Annotated in this window: 20 protein-coding genes; 17 read left to right on the forward strand and 3 right to left on the reverse strand. The window is 64.9% G+C overall.

Annotated features, from left to right (window positions below; all coding sequences use genetic code 11):
• Nucleotides 1-23: 23 nt before the first annotated feature.
• Nucleotides 24-437 (forward strand): hypothetical protein, encoded by a 414-nt coding sequence (locus tag AC5Y4F_RS24650; RefSeq protein WP_036473418.1) that lies wholly within the window; start codon nt 24-26, stop codon nt 435-437.
• Here AC5Y4F_RS24650 and AC5Y4F_RS24655 read toward each other — a convergent pair.
• Nucleotides 434-823 (reverse strand): nuclear transport factor 2 family protein, encoded by a 390-nt coding sequence (locus AC5Y4F_RS24655; RefSeq protein WP_225337326.1) that lies wholly within the window; start codon nt 821-823, stop codon nt 434-436. The two genes, AC5Y4F_RS24650 and AC5Y4F_RS24655, sit on opposite strands and share 4 nt — an antisense overlap.
• Entirely contained in the window at nt 820-1,590 is a 771-nt protein-coding gene (locus AC5Y4F_RS24660) for a hypothetical protein (protein WP_225337327.1), read from the reverse strand. Before AC5Y4F_RS24660 ends, AC5Y4F_RS24655 begins: the two co-directional genes overlap by 4 nt.
• Before the next feature lie 169 nt (nt 1,591-1,759).
• Here AC5Y4F_RS24660 and AC5Y4F_RS24665 point away from each other — a divergent pair, with 169 nt between their 5' ends.
• The 16 genes from AC5Y4F_RS24665 (at nt 1,760) to AC5Y4F_RS24740 (ending at nt 18,494) form a co-directional block, all read left to right on the forward strand.
• Nucleotides 1,760-2,353, forward strand: a complete 594-nt coding sequence (locus tag AC5Y4F_RS24665) for a MarR family transcriptional regulator (protein WP_036473413.1) — start codon at nt 1,760-1,762, stop codon at nt 2,351-2,353.
• A complete protein-coding gene (locus tag AC5Y4F_RS24670) occupies nt 2,350-2,811 on the forward strand; it encodes a hypothetical protein (protein WP_036473412.1) in 462 nt (153 codons plus the stop codon). Before AC5Y4F_RS24665 ends, AC5Y4F_RS24670 begins: the two co-directional genes overlap by 4 nt.
• 68 nt (nt 2,812-2,879) lie before the next feature.
• Complete coding sequence (locus AC5Y4F_RS24675; RefSeq protein ID WP_051641671.1) at nt 2,880-3,233, forward strand: hypothetical protein; 354 nt, start codon at nt 2,880-2,882, stop codon at nt 3,231-3,233.
• Nucleotides 3,234-3,248: 15 nt separating this feature from the next.
• Entirely contained in the window at nt 3,249-3,848 is a 600-nt protein-coding gene (locus AC5Y4F_RS24680) for a hypothetical protein (RefSeq protein WP_036473410.1), read from the forward strand.
• A gap of 161 nt (nt 3,849-4,009) precedes the next feature.
• On the forward strand, nt 4,010-4,516 hold the full coding sequence (locus AC5Y4F_RS24685) for a hypothetical protein (RefSeq protein WP_081284880.1): 507 nt from the start codon (nt 4,010-4,012) through the stop codon (nt 4,514-4,516).
• A gap of 15 nt (nt 4,517-4,531) precedes the next feature.
• Nucleotides 4,532-6,952, forward strand: a complete 2,421-nt coding sequence (locus AC5Y4F_RS24690; RefSeq protein ID WP_036473408.1) for a hypothetical protein — start codon at nt 4,532-4,534, stop codon at nt 6,950-6,952.
• A gap of 8 nt (nt 6,953-6,960) precedes the next feature.
• Nucleotides 6,961-7,575, forward strand: a complete 615-nt coding sequence (locus AC5Y4F_RS24695; RefSeq protein ID WP_139813874.1) for a hypothetical protein — start codon at nt 6,961-6,963, stop codon at nt 7,573-7,575.
• Between the two features lie 326 nt (nt 7,576-7,901).
• Nucleotides 7,902-9,149 (forward strand): hypothetical protein, encoded by a 1,248-nt coding sequence (locus tag AC5Y4F_RS24700; protein ID WP_139813873.1) that lies wholly within the window; start codon nt 7,902-7,904, stop codon nt 9,147-9,149.
• Nucleotides 9,140-9,574, forward strand: a complete 435-nt coding sequence (locus tag AC5Y4F_RS24705; protein WP_225337328.1) for a type II toxin-antitoxin system VapC family toxin — start codon at nt 9,140-9,142, stop codon at nt 9,572-9,574. Before AC5Y4F_RS24700 ends, AC5Y4F_RS24705 begins: the two co-directional genes overlap by 10 nt.
• 197 nt (nt 9,575-9,771) lie before the next feature.
• On the forward strand, nt 9,772-10,866 hold the full coding sequence (bioB, locus tag AC5Y4F_RS24710; protein WP_244904178.1) for a biotin synthase BioB: 1,095 nt from the start codon (nt 9,772-9,774) through the stop codon (nt 10,864-10,866).
• A 37-nt stretch (nt 10,867-10,903) separates the two neighbouring features.
• Complete coding sequence (locus AC5Y4F_RS24715) at nt 10,904-12,565, forward strand: FAD-dependent monooxygenase (protein ID WP_158085874.1); 1,662 nt, start codon at nt 10,904-10,906, stop codon at nt 12,563-12,565.
• Between the two features lie 39 nt (nt 12,566-12,604).
• Complete coding sequence (locus AC5Y4F_RS24720; RefSeq protein ID WP_036473399.1) at nt 12,605-14,068, forward strand: FAD-dependent monooxygenase; 1,464 nt, start codon at nt 12,605-12,607, stop codon at nt 14,066-14,068.
• Between the two features lie 220 nt (nt 14,069-14,288).
• The gene (locus tag AC5Y4F_RS24725) at nt 14,289-15,485 is read left to right on the forward strand and encodes a C2 family cysteine protease (RefSeq protein WP_051641670.1); all 1,197 of its coding nucleotides are present in this window, start codon (nt 14,289-14,291) and stop codon (nt 15,483-15,485) included.
• A complete protein-coding gene (locus AC5Y4F_RS24730) occupies nt 15,482-16,012 on the forward strand; it encodes a hypothetical protein (protein ID WP_084954312.1) in 531 nt (176 codons plus the stop codon). Before AC5Y4F_RS24725 ends, AC5Y4F_RS24730 begins: the two co-directional genes overlap by 4 nt.
• Entirely contained in the window at nt 16,009-17,538 is a 1,530-nt protein-coding gene (locus AC5Y4F_RS24735) for a hypothetical protein (RefSeq protein ID WP_036473396.1), read from the forward strand. Before AC5Y4F_RS24730 ends, AC5Y4F_RS24735 begins: the two co-directional genes overlap by 4 nt.
• The gene (locus AC5Y4F_RS24740) at nt 17,538-18,494 is read left to right on the forward strand and encodes a DUF1444 domain-containing protein (protein WP_036473395.1); all 957 of its coding nucleotides are present in this window, start codon (nt 17,538-17,540) and stop codon (nt 18,492-18,494) included. The genes AC5Y4F_RS24735 and AC5Y4F_RS24740 overlap by 1 nt, the downstream gene beginning before the upstream one ends.
• A 110-nt stretch (nt 18,495-18,604) precedes the next feature.
• Here AC5Y4F_RS24740 and AC5Y4F_RS24745 read toward each other — a convergent pair whose 3' ends face one another.
• A complete protein-coding gene (locus AC5Y4F_RS24745; protein ID WP_139813872.1) occupies nt 18,605-18,916 on the reverse strand; it encodes a hypothetical protein in 312 nt (103 codons plus the stop codon).
• Between the last annotated feature and the right edge of the window lie 476 nt (nt 18,917-19,392).

The following is a 19,392-nucleotide window of genomic DNA, read 5'->3' on the forward strand; positions in this document are numbered from 1 at the left end:
GGATGGAATCGGAGGGGATCTGAATGCTCACCATGTCACTGGACCGGGATACCGCGATCGCGTTGATTGTCCGAGCGCGCCAGCTCCCGGCCGCGGACTTGGATGCCCTCGACGACCGCGAGTTGCAGGACCGACTCCGAAGTGTCGATATCCGCCGCATGCTTGCGATCACTGACGGCTCGACAGAGGAGCCCGCTGCACATACAGTGCGGCACAACGGAATCGGGCTCGACATGCAACTCACCCCGCCTGAGGCGCGAGTTGTCGCCGACGAGTTGGTGCTGGTTGGGGATAACCTGATCCGCAAAGCGCTCGCCCAGCTCGACCGCGGCGCGGTGCTCGATGAGCTGATGCGGGCGGCGAACGGCCTGCTGCAGCGCGGGAACGAACTCCTTCTTGCCGCGGAACGGGCTGAGAACGGGCAGGCGGCGCTCTAAGCGTCTATCGGTTTCGACGCCCAGTATTCGCGCAAGCTGGCGATCCGATCGCCGTCGAGCTCGAGGATGGCCACCTCTCGCATCAGTTTGCGGTGGCCTTTGACGAGGTCGTCGAATCGGGCTTCCCATTCCGCGATGACGGTGGATCCGTCGACGTACAAGGTGATGAGCCGCGCGTCGATGTTGGCCTGCTCGCGCGCAACTTTGGTTTCCCAGTACCGTCGAATCTCGGCGGTGGTGCGCATCGGCTCGTCGAGGACGCGTTCGTGATACGTCGCCCCGGGCGTGAAGATCGTGACGATCAGGTCGGGGTCTTGCGTTGTCCATGCGCGCAGATAGGTGTCGATGAGTTGGCGCACGTGCTGGTGGCGTGTGGGTGCGTTCACGGGTGCTCCGTTACCTGGGCGAGCGGGATTGGCCCGTCGAAACGTGTTCGGTCGCTGAGGATTTGGAAGATCGTTTTGGGTTCTGCCAGCTTCACGGTCGTTAGATCCACGCCCGCGCGGGATCCAGGATCTACTCGAGCCCATCGCCATCGCTCCGAAGTGACCTCGGTGTCGGTTAGGACTGCGGTGTAGTAGCCGTCCATTGACGTTTCGCCGGGCAAGACGGCCAGATGGATGGAGCCATAGAAGTAGCGGTCGTTGACATTGCGCCACTTTCCGATGATGTGGCGGCCGAAGACTTCGGCTTCGATGTCGTTGGCATAGCCGCGTTCGTGGTCTTCGAGTCGTGGGCTCGGTGGGTAGTTGGTCGCTGTTATGCCGCCTTTGGTGACGTCGACCTGTGATAGATCGGCGTGATGCAGCCCGTCGACCATGTAGCTCGTCACCCATAGGCCGGCGAGGTCGGTCGGTTCAATGCCGGGCCGGACACCGGTCAGCAAATCGCCCCGGTGCGGGGTGTCGGGGTGTCCAAACAGTTCTTTGGCGGACCAGCCGGGGAACATCCGCTCTAACACGGCGCAATGGTAGCCGCGTGGGAGATTCTGGATTTCGCCTCCGAGCCAGCGGTAGTACTGCGCCTTCGTGGGGGGTGCTGCTTGGCGTGAGACGCCCAATTCCTTTGCGGTCCGGTTGTATTCGGCGACGAACTCTGAATAGGCGTGCAGGTGGCGTTCCTCGAGGAGGGATTTCAGAGCTATCACACGCACGTTGATCAGCCTACCTATCAACGAGACTGAACGAGACGCAGAGAGACTTACCGCGCACTCCACGCGCCCCTTCGAAGGGCTAGACGCCTACGGCTTTAGGTCGTCTTTCCCTAGGCTATATGTCCATATTATATTGACTGTCGGTTTTATCCGGACATATGATCGGTTTATGCGTACTGCGGCGCCGGCGTTGCTTCCGGTCTTTCGGTCCCAGCACCAGGGCGAACTCCTGGCGCAGCTGCTGCTCAATCCCGACCGGGAGTACACGGTCACCGACCTCGCGCGCACACTTGGCGTTTCGAAGCAAACCGCCCAACAAGAGGTCGAACGCCTCGTCACCGCCCACGTGTTGCGCGATCGCCGCCAGGGCCGCAACCGACTGATCAGCGCCAACACCAGTCATCCTGCCTACACGCCACTGACCCAGCTCGCGCTGCTGACTTTCGGTCCGCACACGGTCATTGCCGAGGAATTCGGCGCCATCCCCGCTGTGGAGCAAGTCCTGATCTTCGGGTCCTGGGCCGCGCGCTACACCGGGCAGCCCGGGCCGCCGGCCAATGACATCGATGTCCTCGTCATCGGCCAACCCACGCGTACCGATCTGTTTGATGGGGCCGACCGCGCCCAGAAGCGCATCGGCATTCCGGTCAATCCCGAGCAGGCCACACCGGCGCAATGGGCCGACCCCAGCCAGTGGGCTCTACTTGCCGAGATTCAGCGGCGACCCTATGTCCAAGTCTTTCCCACACAGGACGCAGCATGAGCGGTTGGAAGACGGGCCGAGCGGAGATCTCTGCGCTGGTTGAGCGCGGGCACCTTGAGCGGGTCAGCGGGGACGCCGCCAACGGCGCTTACCTGCTTCAACAGGCTCGACAGCGGTTGGCCGGTGCACGCGCCGCCCTCGCTGCAGATCACATCGGGGCTTTTGAGCTGGCCTACGACGCTACCCGCCAGGCGCTCACCGCGCTCCTGGTGCAGCAGGGCCTGCGTCCGACGACTGCAGGGGGCCACATCGCTGTCGCCGATGCGGCCGAAGCACAGTTCGGCGCATCGTTTCGGGCGTTCAACCGAATGCGCAGAATCCGTAACCAGCTCGAATACCCACGCAGCACAACCGATCTCGATCTTCCTGCCGCAGACACCGACCATGCGCTCGCTGACGCCGAACAGATCATCGACGCCGCCGACAAACTTCTCCCCGAACTGGGGATGTGGCCATGACCTCGACAAGGCGCAGGTCAGCGTTCAAAGCGGTTTCCATTGTCGGCAGATGCTGGGACAATGCACCCATGGGGACCAAATCGAAGCTGCAGATCGACACCCAAGAGTTGGCGTCTGCGGGCGGTAAAGCAACGCAGACGCTGACCGGTAGCGCCGCGCCGACGTTCGCCCCGCCACCGCCTGCCGCCGCATCCAAACTCGACGCAGCATTGGTTGGCGTGATCGCGAAAACCGAAGCTGTACGCACGAACGTGGACACCCAAGACTCGCTGTGGGCCACCAAGCAGCAAGCGGCACTCACCCAGTCACCACCGGTGCTGGCCCAACAGGATCAGCACGCCGCCCAGGACTACAACCAGGTCCAGTTCCCGATGCCGGTCATGAAACCAGGCAGCGGACCCAACCTGCCAAAAGCTACTTAACCAGGAGTTTTCACCATGTCGATCGCCCCACCGGCCCAACCCGCGTGGCCGCCGCCCCCACCGCTGCAGCGGCTGCGCCGCTGGCCGGCGATCGCGGCAGCCGCAGGCGTCGGGGCAGTCATCGCCGGAGTCATCACCACACTGGTCACCATCGCCGCCACACCCCGCGTGGCCAATAACAGCACGCCAGCCCAGGCACCGACGGTCACCGTGACCGCCGCACCCCCAGCACCAACCGCTCCACTGCCGGCCGCTGAGGCCGACAAGAAGACCTGCCAAGCGTGGGCGATCACCGACGACCTGGTCACCACCGCGGCCTCGGGCCTCAACGTCATCCCGCAGAACATGCCGTTCACCGACCCCGCCGTACAGGCCAACCCCACCTGGAAGGCAGCAGTGGACCGCGCCAGCCAGCTCTACGGCCAGGCCGCCGAAACCCTGGCAGGCCAGATCGCGCCCGGCACCAGCCCAATGCTGGCTGGGTTCGCTGACAGCACCGTCAGCGCGCTACGCACCCTCGCGGTGGCCTACAAGACCTTCGACCCCACCTCAGGAAAAGTTGTCGACATGTTCACCGCCGGCCGTGACTCCCTCGATTGGGTGTGCGGACGATGACTCAGCACCACACCGTCGACATCGCTTTCCCGCCGCCGCTGCCTCCGCCGCCGGATCCAGGGAAGTGGCCGCCCCCGCCCGGGCCGCCGCCACCTCCTCCTCCTGGCGGGTCGCGGCGGAGCTGGCCCGCACTCGCCGCCGCAGCAGCGGCGGGCGCGGTTGTGGCCGCGATCATCGCCGCGGTGATCACCATGCAGGTCCGCGACACCACGCCGGCCGCCGCGCCGACGCACGCGCCCGTGACGAAGACCGTTCAGCCGCCGGCGCCGGCGTCCCCGGCGCCTCTGCCGAGCGCGCAAGCAGACCACCAGACCTGCTACCAAGGCTGGGACTCCGCCGACCACTACGCCAACATGGCGCACGATGCACTGCCGGTATTGCCGAAGGACGTCAAGATCGGCGACCCCGCGATCCAGTCCAATCCGGATTGGACAGCCGCCTTGCAAAAGTCTGGCAGCCTTTACCAGCAGGCTAGCGATGCCTTGCGCTCACAGATTGCGCCGGGCACGACGCCGGTTCTGCTTGAAGCGTCAAACACCGCAGTCAAAGCACTGCAGACGTTAGGAACCGCTATCGCCACCGGCTCGCCTGCCAATGGCAACGCGTTCGGCATCGCCGACGCCGCCGCCAAGGAAGTTGGCACTCTGTGCAATCGCTTGGCACCTTAGGCCGAAAGGACTGGAATGGCTTCTGGCGCTGGCGATCCCGCAAAACCTACTACTGAGCACTCGCAGGCGATCTTGGGGACGTCCTGGCCGTTGCAGATGGCCTCCGCGTGGTCGGCTTATGCGGAGAGCTTCATGGGCGCGGCAAACAAGTTATTCCCTGAACTCCATACGCAGCACGACATCCGCAGCATCGTCGCGCCGATGGAGGGCGCCTTTATCGATGCGGCCCGCAGACTCGTCGACGGTCGTCAGACGACGCTGGAGAATCGTATTGAGGGCTACCGTTACCTCGCCAAGAGAGCGTTGTGGGCCTCGGGCGAGATCCATGCCACGAAGGCCGATTTGGTCGAAATCGTCAATAAGGCCGAAGAGGACATCAAAGCCGCACGCGAGGCCGCCGAAAAGGCCAAGCAGGCGGCCGCGGCCGTCCCGGGTGCTGCTGCAGCGATCGACGCTCAGCTCAAGGCGGACATCGCTTCAATCGTTGCCGGCGCCGCGGGTCTGGCCCAGGCGCGCGATGCCGAGGGTGCAGGGAAGATAGCGACATTGGCGGCCGATGTCGGCAAGTGGGCGGTGCCGTACGGCAACCCAACACTGCCCGAATCCGGCGGCGTCCCCGGCGTCGGCGCTCCCGCGCCTGCCGCACCAGCTCTACCTGCGCCTCAAGGCGGTGGCCCTAAGGTCGAGTCCGTTCATAACGGCACCGGGCTAAAAGATAGCCCGGATACAACCCAGTTCAACAAGGGTGACACTCCGCAGTCCCAGCAGCAGAATCAGGTGCAGCAGACCGCCTTTCACAAGCCGGATGGAACTGATCAGAACGGGACTAACCCGAAGCAGGCACCGGCTGCTCCGCAGATGGGATCGGGCGGTAGCAATCCGAGTTCGGTGATCGGACAGATGATGAAACCGATCTCGTCGGGCGCCGGGGGAGGCGGATCGCCCGCGTCGATGGGATCGATGATGTCGCCCGGATCGGCAGGTGCTGGCAACGGTATGGGTAACCCGGGTGGGATGAATCCTGCTGGGACACAAGCCGGGCAGTTCCCCAACGCTACCGGCGCGGGCACTGGAGTCGGGACCGGCACCGGCGCGGGCGCGGGGGCCGGTCGTGCGCCGGGGTTGGCGGGTTTGGGGTCCGGTATTGCTGAGACATCGGCGCGGATGGCGACTGGAGCGGTCAGCGGTGTCGCGAATGGTCTTGGCGCGGCAGCCAATGTGGGTCACCAGGTCGCGCAGAATGTTGCCGCGGCGGCGGTGCCGGCTGCTACCACTGTCAGTTCGTCCGCGGTAACAACTCCTGCGGCTGCCGCACCCGGCGTTGGTGGTGCCCCGATGGCGATGATGCCGTCGGCCGCCGCGGGTGCGACACCGGTGACTCCGGTGAGTAGCACGGGGCCGGCCGGGCCTGTGACGCCGTCAACGCCCGCGGGCGGTCCGCCAGGGGGTAGTGGGCCGCCCCCGGCGGCGGGCGGCGCGCCGAATGGGGCGCAGGTGGCGCCGTTGGCGATGCCCCAGCAGCATGCCCGTATTCAGGCCATCGGTGCCGACGGTGCCAGCGGTGAGGTGTTGTTCCAGCAGGCCATGGACGCCGGCCATGACGTCATCGAGGCCATGCTGGCCCAGACCCTGGCCCAGGGCTATATCCAGACTCACTACGCGGTCTCGCTGATTTACGAACGCACCGGGGGAGTTACGGCGTGGCTGGCGACAAGCGAGGGCCCCTCGAGCATCCCGCTGGGGGTACGGGTGCCGCAGGATGTGCGGCTAGCGGTCACCGATCCGGTCGTGGGTCGCGAGCTGTGGGAGGCCAGCGCCGCCGTCGGCGGGATCAATCCCCTTGATGTGGTGGTGCGTCACGCCCAAGCCCGAGAGATGGCCGCTCCAGGTGCACGCGTGTTGGCGATCGCCTCATCACTGCCTATGCAGCAGATGACCGACTGGACCCATCAAGTCAATGCGCGGGCTGTCGAGGTCAACCCTCGCGACGTCTCGCCGACCACCAACCCAGGCGGGCATTTTGTGCATCGCTGCCAAGTCGCGATGCCGTGGGAGTGGCGGCAGGCCAACGCTTTTGATGAGCAACAGCGGTTGCAGATCGCGGCCCGGCACATGCACATGGCGGCCCTTTCTGGTCACCTGCACGGGGCTGCGAGCGAGAAGGTTATGCGGCTGTTCGAGGAACGCAAACCGATCGGGGACGAGTTATGGGCGCAGGTTCGCCAAGAGCGGTTCATGGCGCTGATCGAATACGAACAGGCCATAGGCGGCCAGGGCCATGGCGGATCAGAGCCAGCGTTGTCCTTGGCGACGGTGCGGGCCGCTGAAGTAATTGAGTCGTTGCGTCACTACGACACCGCGGAGGGGTGTGCGGACTTGTTGTATGCGACGCGGTTGGCCGGCGCCCCGTTGAGTCCCGCGGCCGCCGTCGCCTGAGCAGGGGCGTGTGGCGGGTGGAGTACGGCAGTGAGTGTTGGCAGAAGGCGGCAACCGTCACCTACGTCGAACGGCGCCGCAGCTGCGCGGAATCGATTCTCGATCGGTCGCGGCGGGGCGCGTTGGAGGTTGATTGGCGCGACCAACTCGTCGACGCGGCTTTGCTGCGCGTCGCCGCGGTTCCCATCATGCAAACCTACGTCGACATCGATGTGATGGTGGCGATGGAGGTGGCCGGCTGGCCCTGTCGGCCGTGGGAGCCGTATGCCGCCAACGGCGACTGGCGGCTCGCGCTCGAGACGTGGTATGAGGATCGGTTGGCCGTCGAGGAAGCTTACGAGGCGGCCGGGCGGACCGGGCTGATCAACCTTGCCCGTGCAAGAGAGAGCAGCTGGTGGCGCGACCAGCAGCGCGGCCGAGACTTCATTGGCGCGTGGTATCGCGCCGGACTTGCCGCCGGCGGCGAGCCGTGCGACTGGAGGAGCTGGTTCAAACAGCGGATCAGATTGCGTGAGGAGACCGATCCGCTGCGGATCCGCGGCCGCGATCGCAGCTTAGCGGGCGTCGACGCGAACAGCTGGATGGAGGTTCTTCCCGAATGTTGGACCCGCACTCAGCCTTGACGTCAGGCGGCGCTCGCCTTGCATGCCACGCCGATCCTGCTGCGGCAGTGTTGAATTCGCCGAGGAGTCGTTGAGTGCCGCCCACTTCATTGCTTGACGCGGCACTGCCGGCGACTCCGGTAGTCCCTGCGGTCGATGAGCGTTGGGTTGCACCACCAGCTAGCAGCGTGCGTCGACAGCAGACCGTCTCGACGCCGGCGGCCACAACGACGATGGCGGGCGCCCGCCACGCGTTCTGGCTCAACCCTGATGATCGCAACGCTCATCAGGCGCAATTCCGTGTCCGACGGCCCGATAACACCGCAGGCCCGAGCGTGCTGCTTTCAGTGACCGTTGAAAGCACGAAAACCGTTGTCACCCAGCGCGGATCTGATAAGTCCGGTTTCTTGTCGTTCGAGCTGCGTAGCGACACCGCGATGATGACGGGAACATTCACTTTCACACGGGCCGGCATCGTAGGGGCCAAAGTTGTTGACGCGCTACCGAGCATCGAGCTACTTCAGGACTTTCGGGCGCCGAACGTGTTACAGGTGTCCTGGGCGTCGGGGGAGTTCGTCGACTTCCAGGAGCTCCCGCCTTCGGACGAAATGTTCCCGGAATCGCTGATGGAGTACTTGCGCGCGTTGGCGAGCCTGCAGCCATACGCGGGTACGCCGGTGGTGATTCCCGACTTGAGCAGGGTGAGCCGCCGGGACGCGCGAGCTGTCAAAGACGCTGCCCGCCTAGTCGGAGGCGACACAGTCGAGGGCGAATGGGAAGCCTTCACTCTGGCGCCGGGAACAGCCATCGACCCCAGGGCGCACTACGAACTGATCATCGTTGAGCCGCTAATCGTGCCCGTCGGCACACACACCTACACGCTGGGCGCCATGCACACACACTTGCCGTCGGTACGGTTCGTCGTCGACGACGAACGCCTGCGGGCCCAGCCCTTCCTCAACGACACGATGCGGCGGACATTCGCGCCAGGGGAGCCGGTACCGAAGCGTTCCCATCGCCCCGTGAAAGGCAGACCGGTCGGCTTCATCGACCACCCCGAGGCGAGCGCGGCGTCGGCAGAAGCTGAGAGGCCTGAAACGTTGCCTGAGCGCGACAGCGTCGCGGTGCATGCGGCGCTGCGTACACGCGTCTTGGTCGATGCGCTGGCCGAACCGGTGTCACTGCGGCAGGCGTTGTGGCATGCCGTCGACGAAAGCCCCTTCGCGACACGGCAGCAAGCGTGGGCTGATGCCGCGGCGGCGGTGCGGTCGCTGGCCGCCGACGGCCTGATCACCCTCGCAGACGAGACCACCGGCGACGCGACGCCGCTGGCCGACGAACAGGAACACCTCAACGCCGTTTTGGACACAGTCACCGCGGAGGTTGAACAGGGCGGGCGGCCAGCGTGGACCGAGGGTCCCTGGCTCACCTTGACCGGCAACGGTCAACAGGCGGCCTCGCAGTTAGCGCCACATCCTGAGCGGCCCTCGGCGAGGCGCCGGCGGCGTTTGCATGCCGCGGCCGCCGGGCGCAGCGCGCGCAGTGATAGCTCCGAGCGTGTCGACGAAATCCTGGCCAATGAGGTGTGGAAATAACCGCGGTCATCGTCGACGCCGGGCCGTTGATCGCCTACGGCAACGCCGGCGATAAACATCACGAGACGTTCCTCGATTTTCTCGAAACCCATTCGGGCCCTTTCATTGTGCCCATGCTCGTCATCGCGGAAGTCACTCATGTTCTGTGTCGCGACCTAGGTGTAGTGGCCGAGCAGAAGTTCCTCAACGACCTCGATGAGGACGACTTCCAGGTGGAGCCCGTCGTCGATGAGGACTGGCCGCGGATCCGCGAACTGGTCGCCCAGTACCGAGGATTTCCGCTCGGCACGGTGGACGCATCGGTCGTTGCGACTGCTGAACGCCTCGAAATCACCCAGGTCGCGACCGTCGACCTAAGGCACTTTCGGAACGTGGAACCTCGCCACTGCCCAGCGTTCACGCTTCTGCCTTACGACGACACCTAGCCGTGTCCACACCCCCTTAATGTTACCTTAAGATACTCTTATTTTTCTTAAATTTGGTGTACGGTCGCTCGTCATGGGCTTGAGAGGCCAGCAACACGCCTTTGCGTTCGGGGCCGGTCAAACAACCCGTTTCGGGTCGACATCCCGCACGCCCGAGGGCCCACCGCGTTGATCGGCAACCAGAAAAGGAGAAGCCTATGCACGACTCAGCCGGGACGAATACGGACTTTGAGCAGCGGTTGTCAGTGATGACCGCCGCAGCGTTGCAGCGACGATGCGTGGTTCGTGACGACTTGCTCGCCGTGCTGGCAAGCAGTGACGATGACCTGCTCGATGTGATCGCCGCGGCGGCACGGGTGCGGCGCAAGTTTTTCGGTCGGCGGGTCAAGCTCAATTACCTGGTGAACATGAAATCCGGTATGTGCCCGGAGGATTGCGGGTACTGCTCGCAACGACGCGGCTCAAGCGCTGAGATCCTCAAGTACTCCTGGATCAACCCCGATGAGGCCGCCGGCCACGCGCGCTGCGCGATCGACGCCGGCGCCAAACGCATCTGCCTGGTCGCCGCCGGCCGCGGGCCCGCCGATCGCGATATCGAGCGCGTCGCCGACACGATCGCCGCGATTAAAAGCTCCGCCCCAGAAGTGGAGGTGTGCGCCTGCCTGGGATTACTGAAACAGGGGCAAGCCGAGCGGCTGCGTGGGGCCGGCGCCGACGCGTACAACCACAACCTGAACACCAGCGCAGAGAACTACGCGCGGATCTGCTCAACCCACACCTTCAACGATCGGGCCGCCACCGTCGCCGCTGCCAAATCCGCTGGTCTGTCGCCATGCTCAGGGGCCATCGTTGGAATGGGCGAATCCGACGACGACATCGTCGACGTCGCGCTGGCATTGCGCGAGCTCCAGCCGGATTCGGTGCCGGTGAACTTTCTGATCCCGTTTGAGGGCACCCCGCTGGGTGGGCATTGGGAATTGACCCCGCAACGCTGTCTGCGCATCCTGGCGATGTTCCGGTTCGCCTTCCCTGACGTCGAAGTGCGCATCGCCGGTGGACGCGAAATACATTTGCGCACACTGCAACCGCTGGCCTTGCACCTGGCCAATTCGATGTTCCTCGGCGATTACCTCACCAGCCAAGGACAGCCAGGCCAGGACGATCGGGCGATGATTGCCGAAGCCGGTTTCGTGATCGAAGGCCTCGAGGAACCCGCGCTGCCAGTCGAGCGCCACGACCTGGTCATCACCCGCCAGCGCGGTGCCGGCACCACCACTCCGGCCAACACCTAAGCCGTTGATGACTTCGCACAACGAGGTGAACTCAATCGTGTCGCACAAACCGGTGATCATCGTCGGTGGCGGCCCCGTCGGATTGGCCGCCGCCCTGGAACTCGCCAGGTTCTCGGTTCCCAGCGTTGTTGTCGAGCGCCATGATTCGACGTCGTGGCATCCCAAGGCGCGCAATCTGAATGCGCGGACGATGGAGATCGCCCGAGGGTGGGGAAGTGTGGTGTATCAACGGCTGCGCGGCATCGATACCCCGCCGGGCTGGAAGAGCCCGATGAGGTATATGGACACGATTGTCGGCCAGCAGGTGGGTCAGATCGAGACGGGAGGTTTCGAAGGGCCCGGGCCGGCGATCAGCCCGGTGCTGCCGATCATGTCGTCGCAGGATCTGACCGAAGCCATCCTGCGCGACGCGGCACGGGCCACGGGCATCGTCGACCTTCGGTTCGGTCACCAGGTCACCGACATTCTGTCCGGGTCACGCGAGCACGACGTCGAGGCGGCCGTGGCGGTGCGCGTCACCGCCACGGGAGACACCTACACCCTGGCCGGGGATGCGCTGGTGGCCGCCGACGGTGCCGACAGCACGGTACGTCGCCAGCTGGGCATCGCCTTGAACGGCGAGCAGGGCATCCATCATTTCGTCAACTGCTACTTCCGCGCCGATATCGAACACCACGTCGGAGACCGCCGGGGAGTCGTGTTTTTCGTCGCCAACCCCGACGCCGCCGGTCTGCTGCAACCACTGGACGCGCGCGGGCGCTGGCTGTGTCAGATCGGTGTGTCGCCTGACCAGTGGGTGCTCGAGCTCTGGGACGCCGAGCGGGTGAGGAGCTGGGTCCGCGGCGCGGTCGGGGTTCCAGATCTCGAGGTTGAGGTGAAAGGCGTTGGGCTGTGGCAGATGAACGCCGCGGTCGCCGATCGTTGGGTCCAAGGGCGCGTGGTGTTGTGTGGCGATGCCGCTCACCAGTTTCCGCCCACCGGGGGACTGGGCGTCAATACCGGCCTGCAGGGCATGCACAACGCCATGTGGAAGTTGGCCCTGTGCGTGCGTGGGCTGGCTGGGTGGTCGTTGCTCGAGACCTATGAGCACGAGCGGCGAGAACCCGCGATCACCACCATCGAACAGTGTTTGCAGAATCACGGCAATCTCGCGCGGCTTGCCGCGGCTTACTACTATCCGGCCAGCAGTGACCTAAGTGCCCAGGAGGCCGAGCGGGCCAGTCGACGCTTCGGTAATCATTTCGGCGTCGAGTTCGGCACCGCGTATCGCTCGACCGCCGTCATCTCCGATGGCACACCGGCTCCCGACGTCGACGACGACTACAGCGACTACGCGCCCTGCGCGACACCGGGCTGCCGGGCCCCACATGTCTGGCTCGGCGCCGAGTCTGAACCGGTCTCCACACTCGATCTCTTTGGCGCCGGGTTCACGGTGCTTACCGGTCCAGGCGGGACGATCTGGCGAAAAGCAGCCGCGGTTGCAGCTCGAGAGCTCGGCGTGCCTATCGCCAGCTACGCGATCGGCGATCCGGGATTGGCCGACCACACCAACACGTTCTTCGACCTTTATGGAATCGGCTGCGACGGGGCGGTCCTCGTGCGTCCCGACGGGTATGTCGCCTGGCGCAGCTCGGCCGGCTGCTGCGACGGCGCGCCGCTCATTCAAGCCGTCGAACAGATCCTGGATCGCCGCACGTAACTGGACTTTCCGGGGACCAGCGAACACGAAAGGTTGCATGTGGCAGACCATGCGGTAGTTGTTGCCGGCGCGGGCCCGACCGGGCTGATGCTGGCCGGTGAGTTGGCGCTGGCAGGAATCGACGTTGCGATCGTCGAGCGCCGCGGCAACAGCGATGAGTTGATCGGCTCGCGCGCGGGCGGGATGACGTCGCGCACGATTGAGGTTCTCGATCAGCGCGGGATTGCTGATCGATTCCTGTCGCAAGGATGGACGGGCCAGATCGGGCACTACTCAGGGATTTCGATCGACATCAGCGACTTGCCCACCCGGCATAACTATGGGTTGGGGCTGCCGCAGTACCGCATCGAGGGCATCCTGGCCGACTGGGTGAGCGAGTTGGGGGTGCCGATCTATCGCGGCCGCGAGGTGAAAAGTTTCACCCAAGACGACGCTCGTGTCGACGTCGAGATCTGCGACGGCCCGCCGCTACGGGCCGCATATCTTGTCGGGTGCGACGGAGGACGCAGCGTCATCCGCAAAGTCGCCGGCATCGAATTCCCGGGGTGGGATCCATCGATGAGTTGCCTGCTCGCTGATGTCGAGATGGACGATCACCCGCCGTGGGGCATGCACCGACACGGCGGATTTCATTCATTCTTCAAACTCGAGGATGGCGGGCCGGTTCGGGTCATGGTCGCCGAACCGCATCTCGAGCAAACCGGTGAGCCTACCTTGCGTGAACTCAGGGATGCGCTTATCGCCGTTCGCGGAACCGATTACGGAATACGCAGTGCCATCTGGGTTTCCCGGTTCACCGATGTGACGCGACAAGCGGCGTACTACCGGGACAGGCGCGTGCTTTTAGCCGGCGACGCCGCGCACGTGCACTTCCCGGTCGGCGGGCAAGGCCTCAACACCGGTATCCAGGACGCGGCGAACCTGGGCTGGAAGCTGGCCCAGGTCATCAACACGACCTCGCCGGAACGCCTGCTGGACACCTACCAAGACGAGCGGCACCCGGTCGCCGCTGGTGTGCTACGCAACACCATGGCCCAAACCGCGCTCATCGCCCCCGGCGAACGTCTCGACGCGTTGCGCGACACCGTATCTGAGCTGCTGAACATGGACGAGCCGCGCAAGCGAATCGCCGCGATGATGACTGGTCTCGACATTCAGTACGACCTCGGCAACGGACACCCACTACTCGGGCACCGGATGCCTGATCTCGACCTCCTCACCCCCACTGGTCCACTGCGACTATTCACACTTCTCCACGACGCCCGTGCGGTGCTGCTCAACCTCGGCACGCCTTGGGATTTCGACATCTCTTCGTGGGCACATCGGGTGAAAGCCATCGACGCCGAGTACGCCGGGCCGTGGGAAATTCCCGTTCTGGGCGAAGTAACAGCCCCCGAAGCCGTATTGGTTCGACCCGATGGATACATCGCCTGGGTGGGAGATGGCACCGATACGGGCCTGCACGCGGCCCTGACTACGCGGCTCGGGCTCAAGGAAAATTGAGAGTCAATCGATGGTGGGCGGCATAACTGCTTCGCCGGCCCCCGGGTCATAACCGGGGAAGACTTCATTTCTGCGAGAACTCGGGGGAGTCGCGCGGCGATCTGTAGTGGCGGGGTCTCCGCCAGCGCCGAGCCGGACCGGCGCAGCCGTTCAGCGCGCGATGTCGCTGTCGTCGGCGACAATCAACGGCAGTCGAAACAACAGGTAGGAGGACGGGGTCGTGGGTGCACTCGATGCCAACCCAGCTGACCTGTTGCGGTTCGCCGACGCCTATTCCGAGCTGGCCACGCGTGCGGCACAGATTTCCCCGCAGGCAGCCCAGGAGGTGCAGCGCATCGCCGACACCCACGGCCTGATGGGTTATCCCACCGCGGTCGGGATCGCTGCGGGACTCGCGAAGGCGGAAGGTCCGCTGCAGGCGAAGGTCGACGACTTCGACGCGTATGCGCAGCGGTTGACTGAACACGCCGCCACCTACACCACCGCCGACGGCAGCGGGACCGCGAAACTCGACGGTCTTGACTTCGATCCCAGCAACCCTCCACCCAACGGACACACCGGCGATGTCCATGAAGCGGGCTTCGGAGAGCGCGGGCCCGGCATCGACGGAGGACCGGTTCCCCTGGACACCGGTGGTGGCATCGAGTTTCACCGGCGCTGGACCGATAAAGATCTGTTCCCTCACCCGCCCTCGGCGGCCGACATCAAGCAGGACAGCGTTGGTGACTGCTACTTTGACGCCACGATCGGGGCGATCGCGGAGGCCAACCCTCAGTGGATCAAAGACCGGGTCCATTTCGACGAGGACAACAACTCCTTTGATGTGACGTTGTGGAACGGCCATGCGTGGCAACACATTACGGTCACCCAAGACGACATCCAGACCGATATCGACCATCACGGAGCCAGTTGGTTGGATAACGGGCAGCCCAATGCGCCGTTGTGGCCCAGCGTGATGGAGTCGGCGTACGCGAAAATGCAATGCCCTGGCGATGACCTCGGACATGCACTCGATTACGGGATCGGGCGCGGCGGCTCAGCCCCAGATGCGTTGCAGGCGTTGACCGGTAACCGCGGGGTGAGTATCGACCCGCGGGAGGTGTGGTGGACCAATCAGCACATCGATCAGTCGATTTCAGGGGCGCTGGCAAGTCATCAACCGGTGACGATCTCGACCACCCCCACCGGTGGCCCACTGCTGAACACTCACGTCTACATCGTCGAAGGCATCAGCGGCAGCGGCAGCGACGCCCAGCTGACGCTGCGTAACCCCTGGGGAAACAACCCCAACGATCCGGGGAACCCTCTGATTCAGGTTCGGCTTGGCGATGTCATCGGCTCCGGACCGACCGGCAAGTTCGGCGGGCTAGGAACCCATCCAACGTTCAATGTCAACATTGGAGAACTGGGGAAATGAACCGTTCAACAAAGCTATGGGCTTTGGCGGCAACCACATTGGTCATCATCGCGGCCGCAGCATATATCGGGGCGCAGTATGTGTTCGCGCACAAGCCGTCCTCGCTGGCCAGCCTGCCCGAGTATCCGTTCGTCGGCTCCGCCTACCCACTCGATGCCGTGCCCGGGCCCGAGCGTGCCCGTGCCGAAGCGGCGTTGCGTCAATTCGCCGCCGGTGTTGAGCCCGGCTACCGGCCGACCGCGGAACGGTTTCTGGCGAGCAAGGGCGACTTCATCTGGGACGCAGTGCGTAACAGCGTTGGCGGCTACCTGTCCGCAACGAGCTTGCGGGTTCACAACGCGGGGCAAACCAGGCCCAATGGTGAGGACCTTGCATTCGTGGTGTGGTCGCGCACCAACCGGTTACAGCGGTGGTTTAACCCCACCCAGATCCTGGCCGTCGGCTCTCAAGACGCCCTGCAGCCCGCAGCGCCCGGCGACCAAGTCCACGTCTACGCCTACTTCGACCTCACACCGGAGCGCGCATGAGCATCGACCAAGATCGGATTGACCAGGACGACGCCTACTGGCTTCGCATGATGGGCACCCGGTGGTCACAGCCGGAGCTGTCTGCCGGCGACGTCGCCGAGCTACTCGATATCGGTGACCCCGCAGACTTGCCGCGGCGCGCACCCCGGCTGCCCAGCCCGCAGCGTGAGCCTGGCGGTGCTCAACGGTGGTCGCACGCAACGATTTACAACTACATTCTGCTGCACCAACCAGAACTGCGGGACCGGGTCCCTCGGCTGTATCCGTTCACCGCGGCACTGGCCCCGGCCGCGTTCCTGTTCGGTCAGGTTGTCGACGGGATGGCCGTGCACGCGTGGCAGCCCGGCGATGGACGGGGCCCGATCGCGGTGGCCTATGCCGGACACGAGCAGCACGAAAACGAGCTCTATCCGCTCGCCGCACCGTTGTTGGCGCGCCTGCCGTGGGCCACGGCGGTCTACCTACCGGAAATGTCGACCCACAGGGCCAACGACGGCGGTTCAGCGCCCTACGTCGCCGTGGCAGACCGCCATCATCGCGTGGCCACCTGCGGCTGGTTCGAGGTGGCCGGGCTCCTACGGGTCGACCTCCCGTGGTGGCCGCCGGCGTTGCGGAACGTCGACGCGATCGCGGCCTGGCAGCCGGGTGCCCCGGTACAGCGCATCCGAGCCCGGGTGGGAGATGGCCCGGATCCGCGACGGCTGGCAGCTCTTGTCACCACCGACACGACGGAATACGTGAGCTCTCTGGTGGGCCGTGCGATCGAGTACCTCAACCGGGACGCGGCATCGGGATGCATCGGTGATCAGGATCGCCAGCAGATACCCGCCCGGCCCGGTCTGCTGCATGCCGCGGTAGCCGATGTCGACCTCAGCCGCCCGGCAGTGCAGATCACCAAGGCGGAGGTGGCGGTGCTGCTGCACCAAGTCTGCGACGATCCCGCGATCGCCGAGGACATGCTCAAGCTGCTTGTGGGTCATAGCCCGATCTCCGACGTTCTTGCGATCCCCATCGCTTCCAATCCGTTGGCACAGGAATGGATCACCCGCCTCGAGCCTGCTGATGGCCGCGAGCTCGGGTTCTGGCGGGCGCGGGCCAACCGCGCCGCCGCGGCGGACATGATGACCTACCGGGACCCGTTCAATCCCCACTGCTGGGTCATGGCGAGCCGGGACACCATCTACTCGACGGTGGGGCGATCGGTCCCGGCGACTGGCCAACTGACCGAATTGTTCTACGAGCGCGACGGCGGTATGTTCCGCGACTCACGGGGCGCGGTGTGGCCTTTGCCCGCAACAGGTTTCGGAGTGACAGACACCGGGCCTAGCGGCGGCAGAGCAGGCAAGCAGACGTTGGTGCAGATCCTGACGAACTTGATTCTGGACGCCAGCGGCGACATCACACGCTACGAGGTGCCCTACAGTCCCACCTCGCCGTTGGCGCAGCTGGTCGCTGGCACGAAGCCGCCGTTGGTGATCAGACCGGGCGACCCGGTCCTGGCGATCGAGAATTGGGGACGACACTGATGCTGCCTGAGCCACCGCAAACCTGGGAGGAAGCCAGGCCGTTGTTGCGGTCCATCTTGCGGCCGTCAACCTACGCCAGCTTGCGCCGACCTGGTGAGGCGGTCGCGTGGCGGCAGCCGGTGTCGGCGTTCGCACATGAGTTGGTGGCGCTGGACTTCCCGCAGGCGCGCCTCATCGTCACCGTCGCGAACACCAAGCAGTGGGGTGTGAGTTGGCGGGAGGCTTTCGCCGCCGGCCGAGACAATGTTGCAGCGCTTCACCCGGTGAGCACCGAGGTGTCGTGCACCGAGGCGCCGGCCTTCTACGACGTCGAGCAGGCGACCTACATCAGCTCGGCGATTCTGACGCCCGGGTGGCTGGCAGGGTTCGGCCGGCCTGAGGGTCCGCGCCCGGTGGCGTTTGTGCCCAGCGAAGACGTCTTGATCATCGGCAGCGACGACCCTGATGAGGGGGCGAAGTTCTTCGAGGTCGCCGAGAAGATGTATTGCGAGGCCGAAAGACCGGTCTCCCCAGAGGGATTCACCGTCCACGGCGGGCGGCTGGTCCCCTTCGACAAGGCCGGTCCGCATCCGTTAAGACGGTTGGCAGTGCGGGCGCGCACGTGCGCGGCGTTTCGCCAATACGAGGAACAGACCGAGTTCTTGAAGCAGGCCTACGAGGATGACCTGGTCGCGGTGTATGTGGCGGCCGCGCAAGTCATCGAAACCGGGCACGGCCTGGCCTCGGCCACCGTGTGGGGTGAAGGCGTGACCTACGACTTACCCGAGGTCGACTACATCGTGTTCATCGACAACAACCACGAGCAGTTCCTGGTGCCCTTCTCGGTGGTCGTCGACGTGGTCGGGATCGCGCCAACCTCGGCGGTGTTCCCGCGGCGCTATCGGGTCTCCGGGTGGCCCGAACCAGCACTGATGGAGTACCTGCGCCTGCACGCCGTGCCGCTGAATGCGCCCTGAGCGCCGCGTCGGCCGACGACGGTTCTACCGGCCACGGTCACCGATAGGTGATCCGGGAAGCCCGGGCGGCTGGTGGGTCAGCGCGCCGTGCGGTCGTCCGAGTAACGGCATCAGAAGTGGCGGCGAACCACTGCCCAAAATCCAGTTAAACCAAGCAAGCACACCGACACCGCGCTAAACAATGCGCCGAAAAAAATTCCGGCAACGATCTCACCGGCCGCGTAGCCGACCATACCTCCGGTCGCACAACGGATCACAGAAGCTACGACAGTGCTGACGCCAAGCAGTCCCGCAGTCAGCCATAGCCCATAGACGACACCACGCCGTCGCTGGCCCTCCGACGTCGCAGCCGCACGGTAAATAAACGAACCGAGCAACATACACACCGCCGAAGAAGCCATCAGAAGCTCAAAGACAGTCATGCCAAGCATCATCCTCTCGCGGTACGACATTCATCCTCGAAGGCGGCCGGCGACGCAGCACGCTGTGGTTGATGCCGCGCATCGGGCTAGGTGGGCGCCCGCGGGGCCGGTAGCATCGAATCCGCTGGTCGAGTCGTCAAGGAGGTGTGCCCCGTGGAACGTAGAACGCCGAAGAAGGTCGTGGTCTCGAAGGCTGCGGTGAAACGCTCTGCGATGCGCGCTGTGAAGGCGTCGGCCAAGTTGGAGGGACGGGTCGTTCCGGCCGGCCACCAACGATCGGCCGCAGCGCAGGCCTACCTCGCAAAGCAGCAGCCGCCGACGCGCTGATGCCCCTTCCGCTCATCGAGGGCCTGGGCGCGGCGCTGGAGGATCTGCGACGCCTATCCAGAAGACGCTGGCTCCGGTGTGGGTAGCCACACCTGGGGTCTGAGCGGGTGGATTCCGACTAAAATTCGTCCGGATCGTTCCGACGGAAA

It is taken from the genome of Mycobacterium sp. NGS56 (assembly GCF_059812425.1).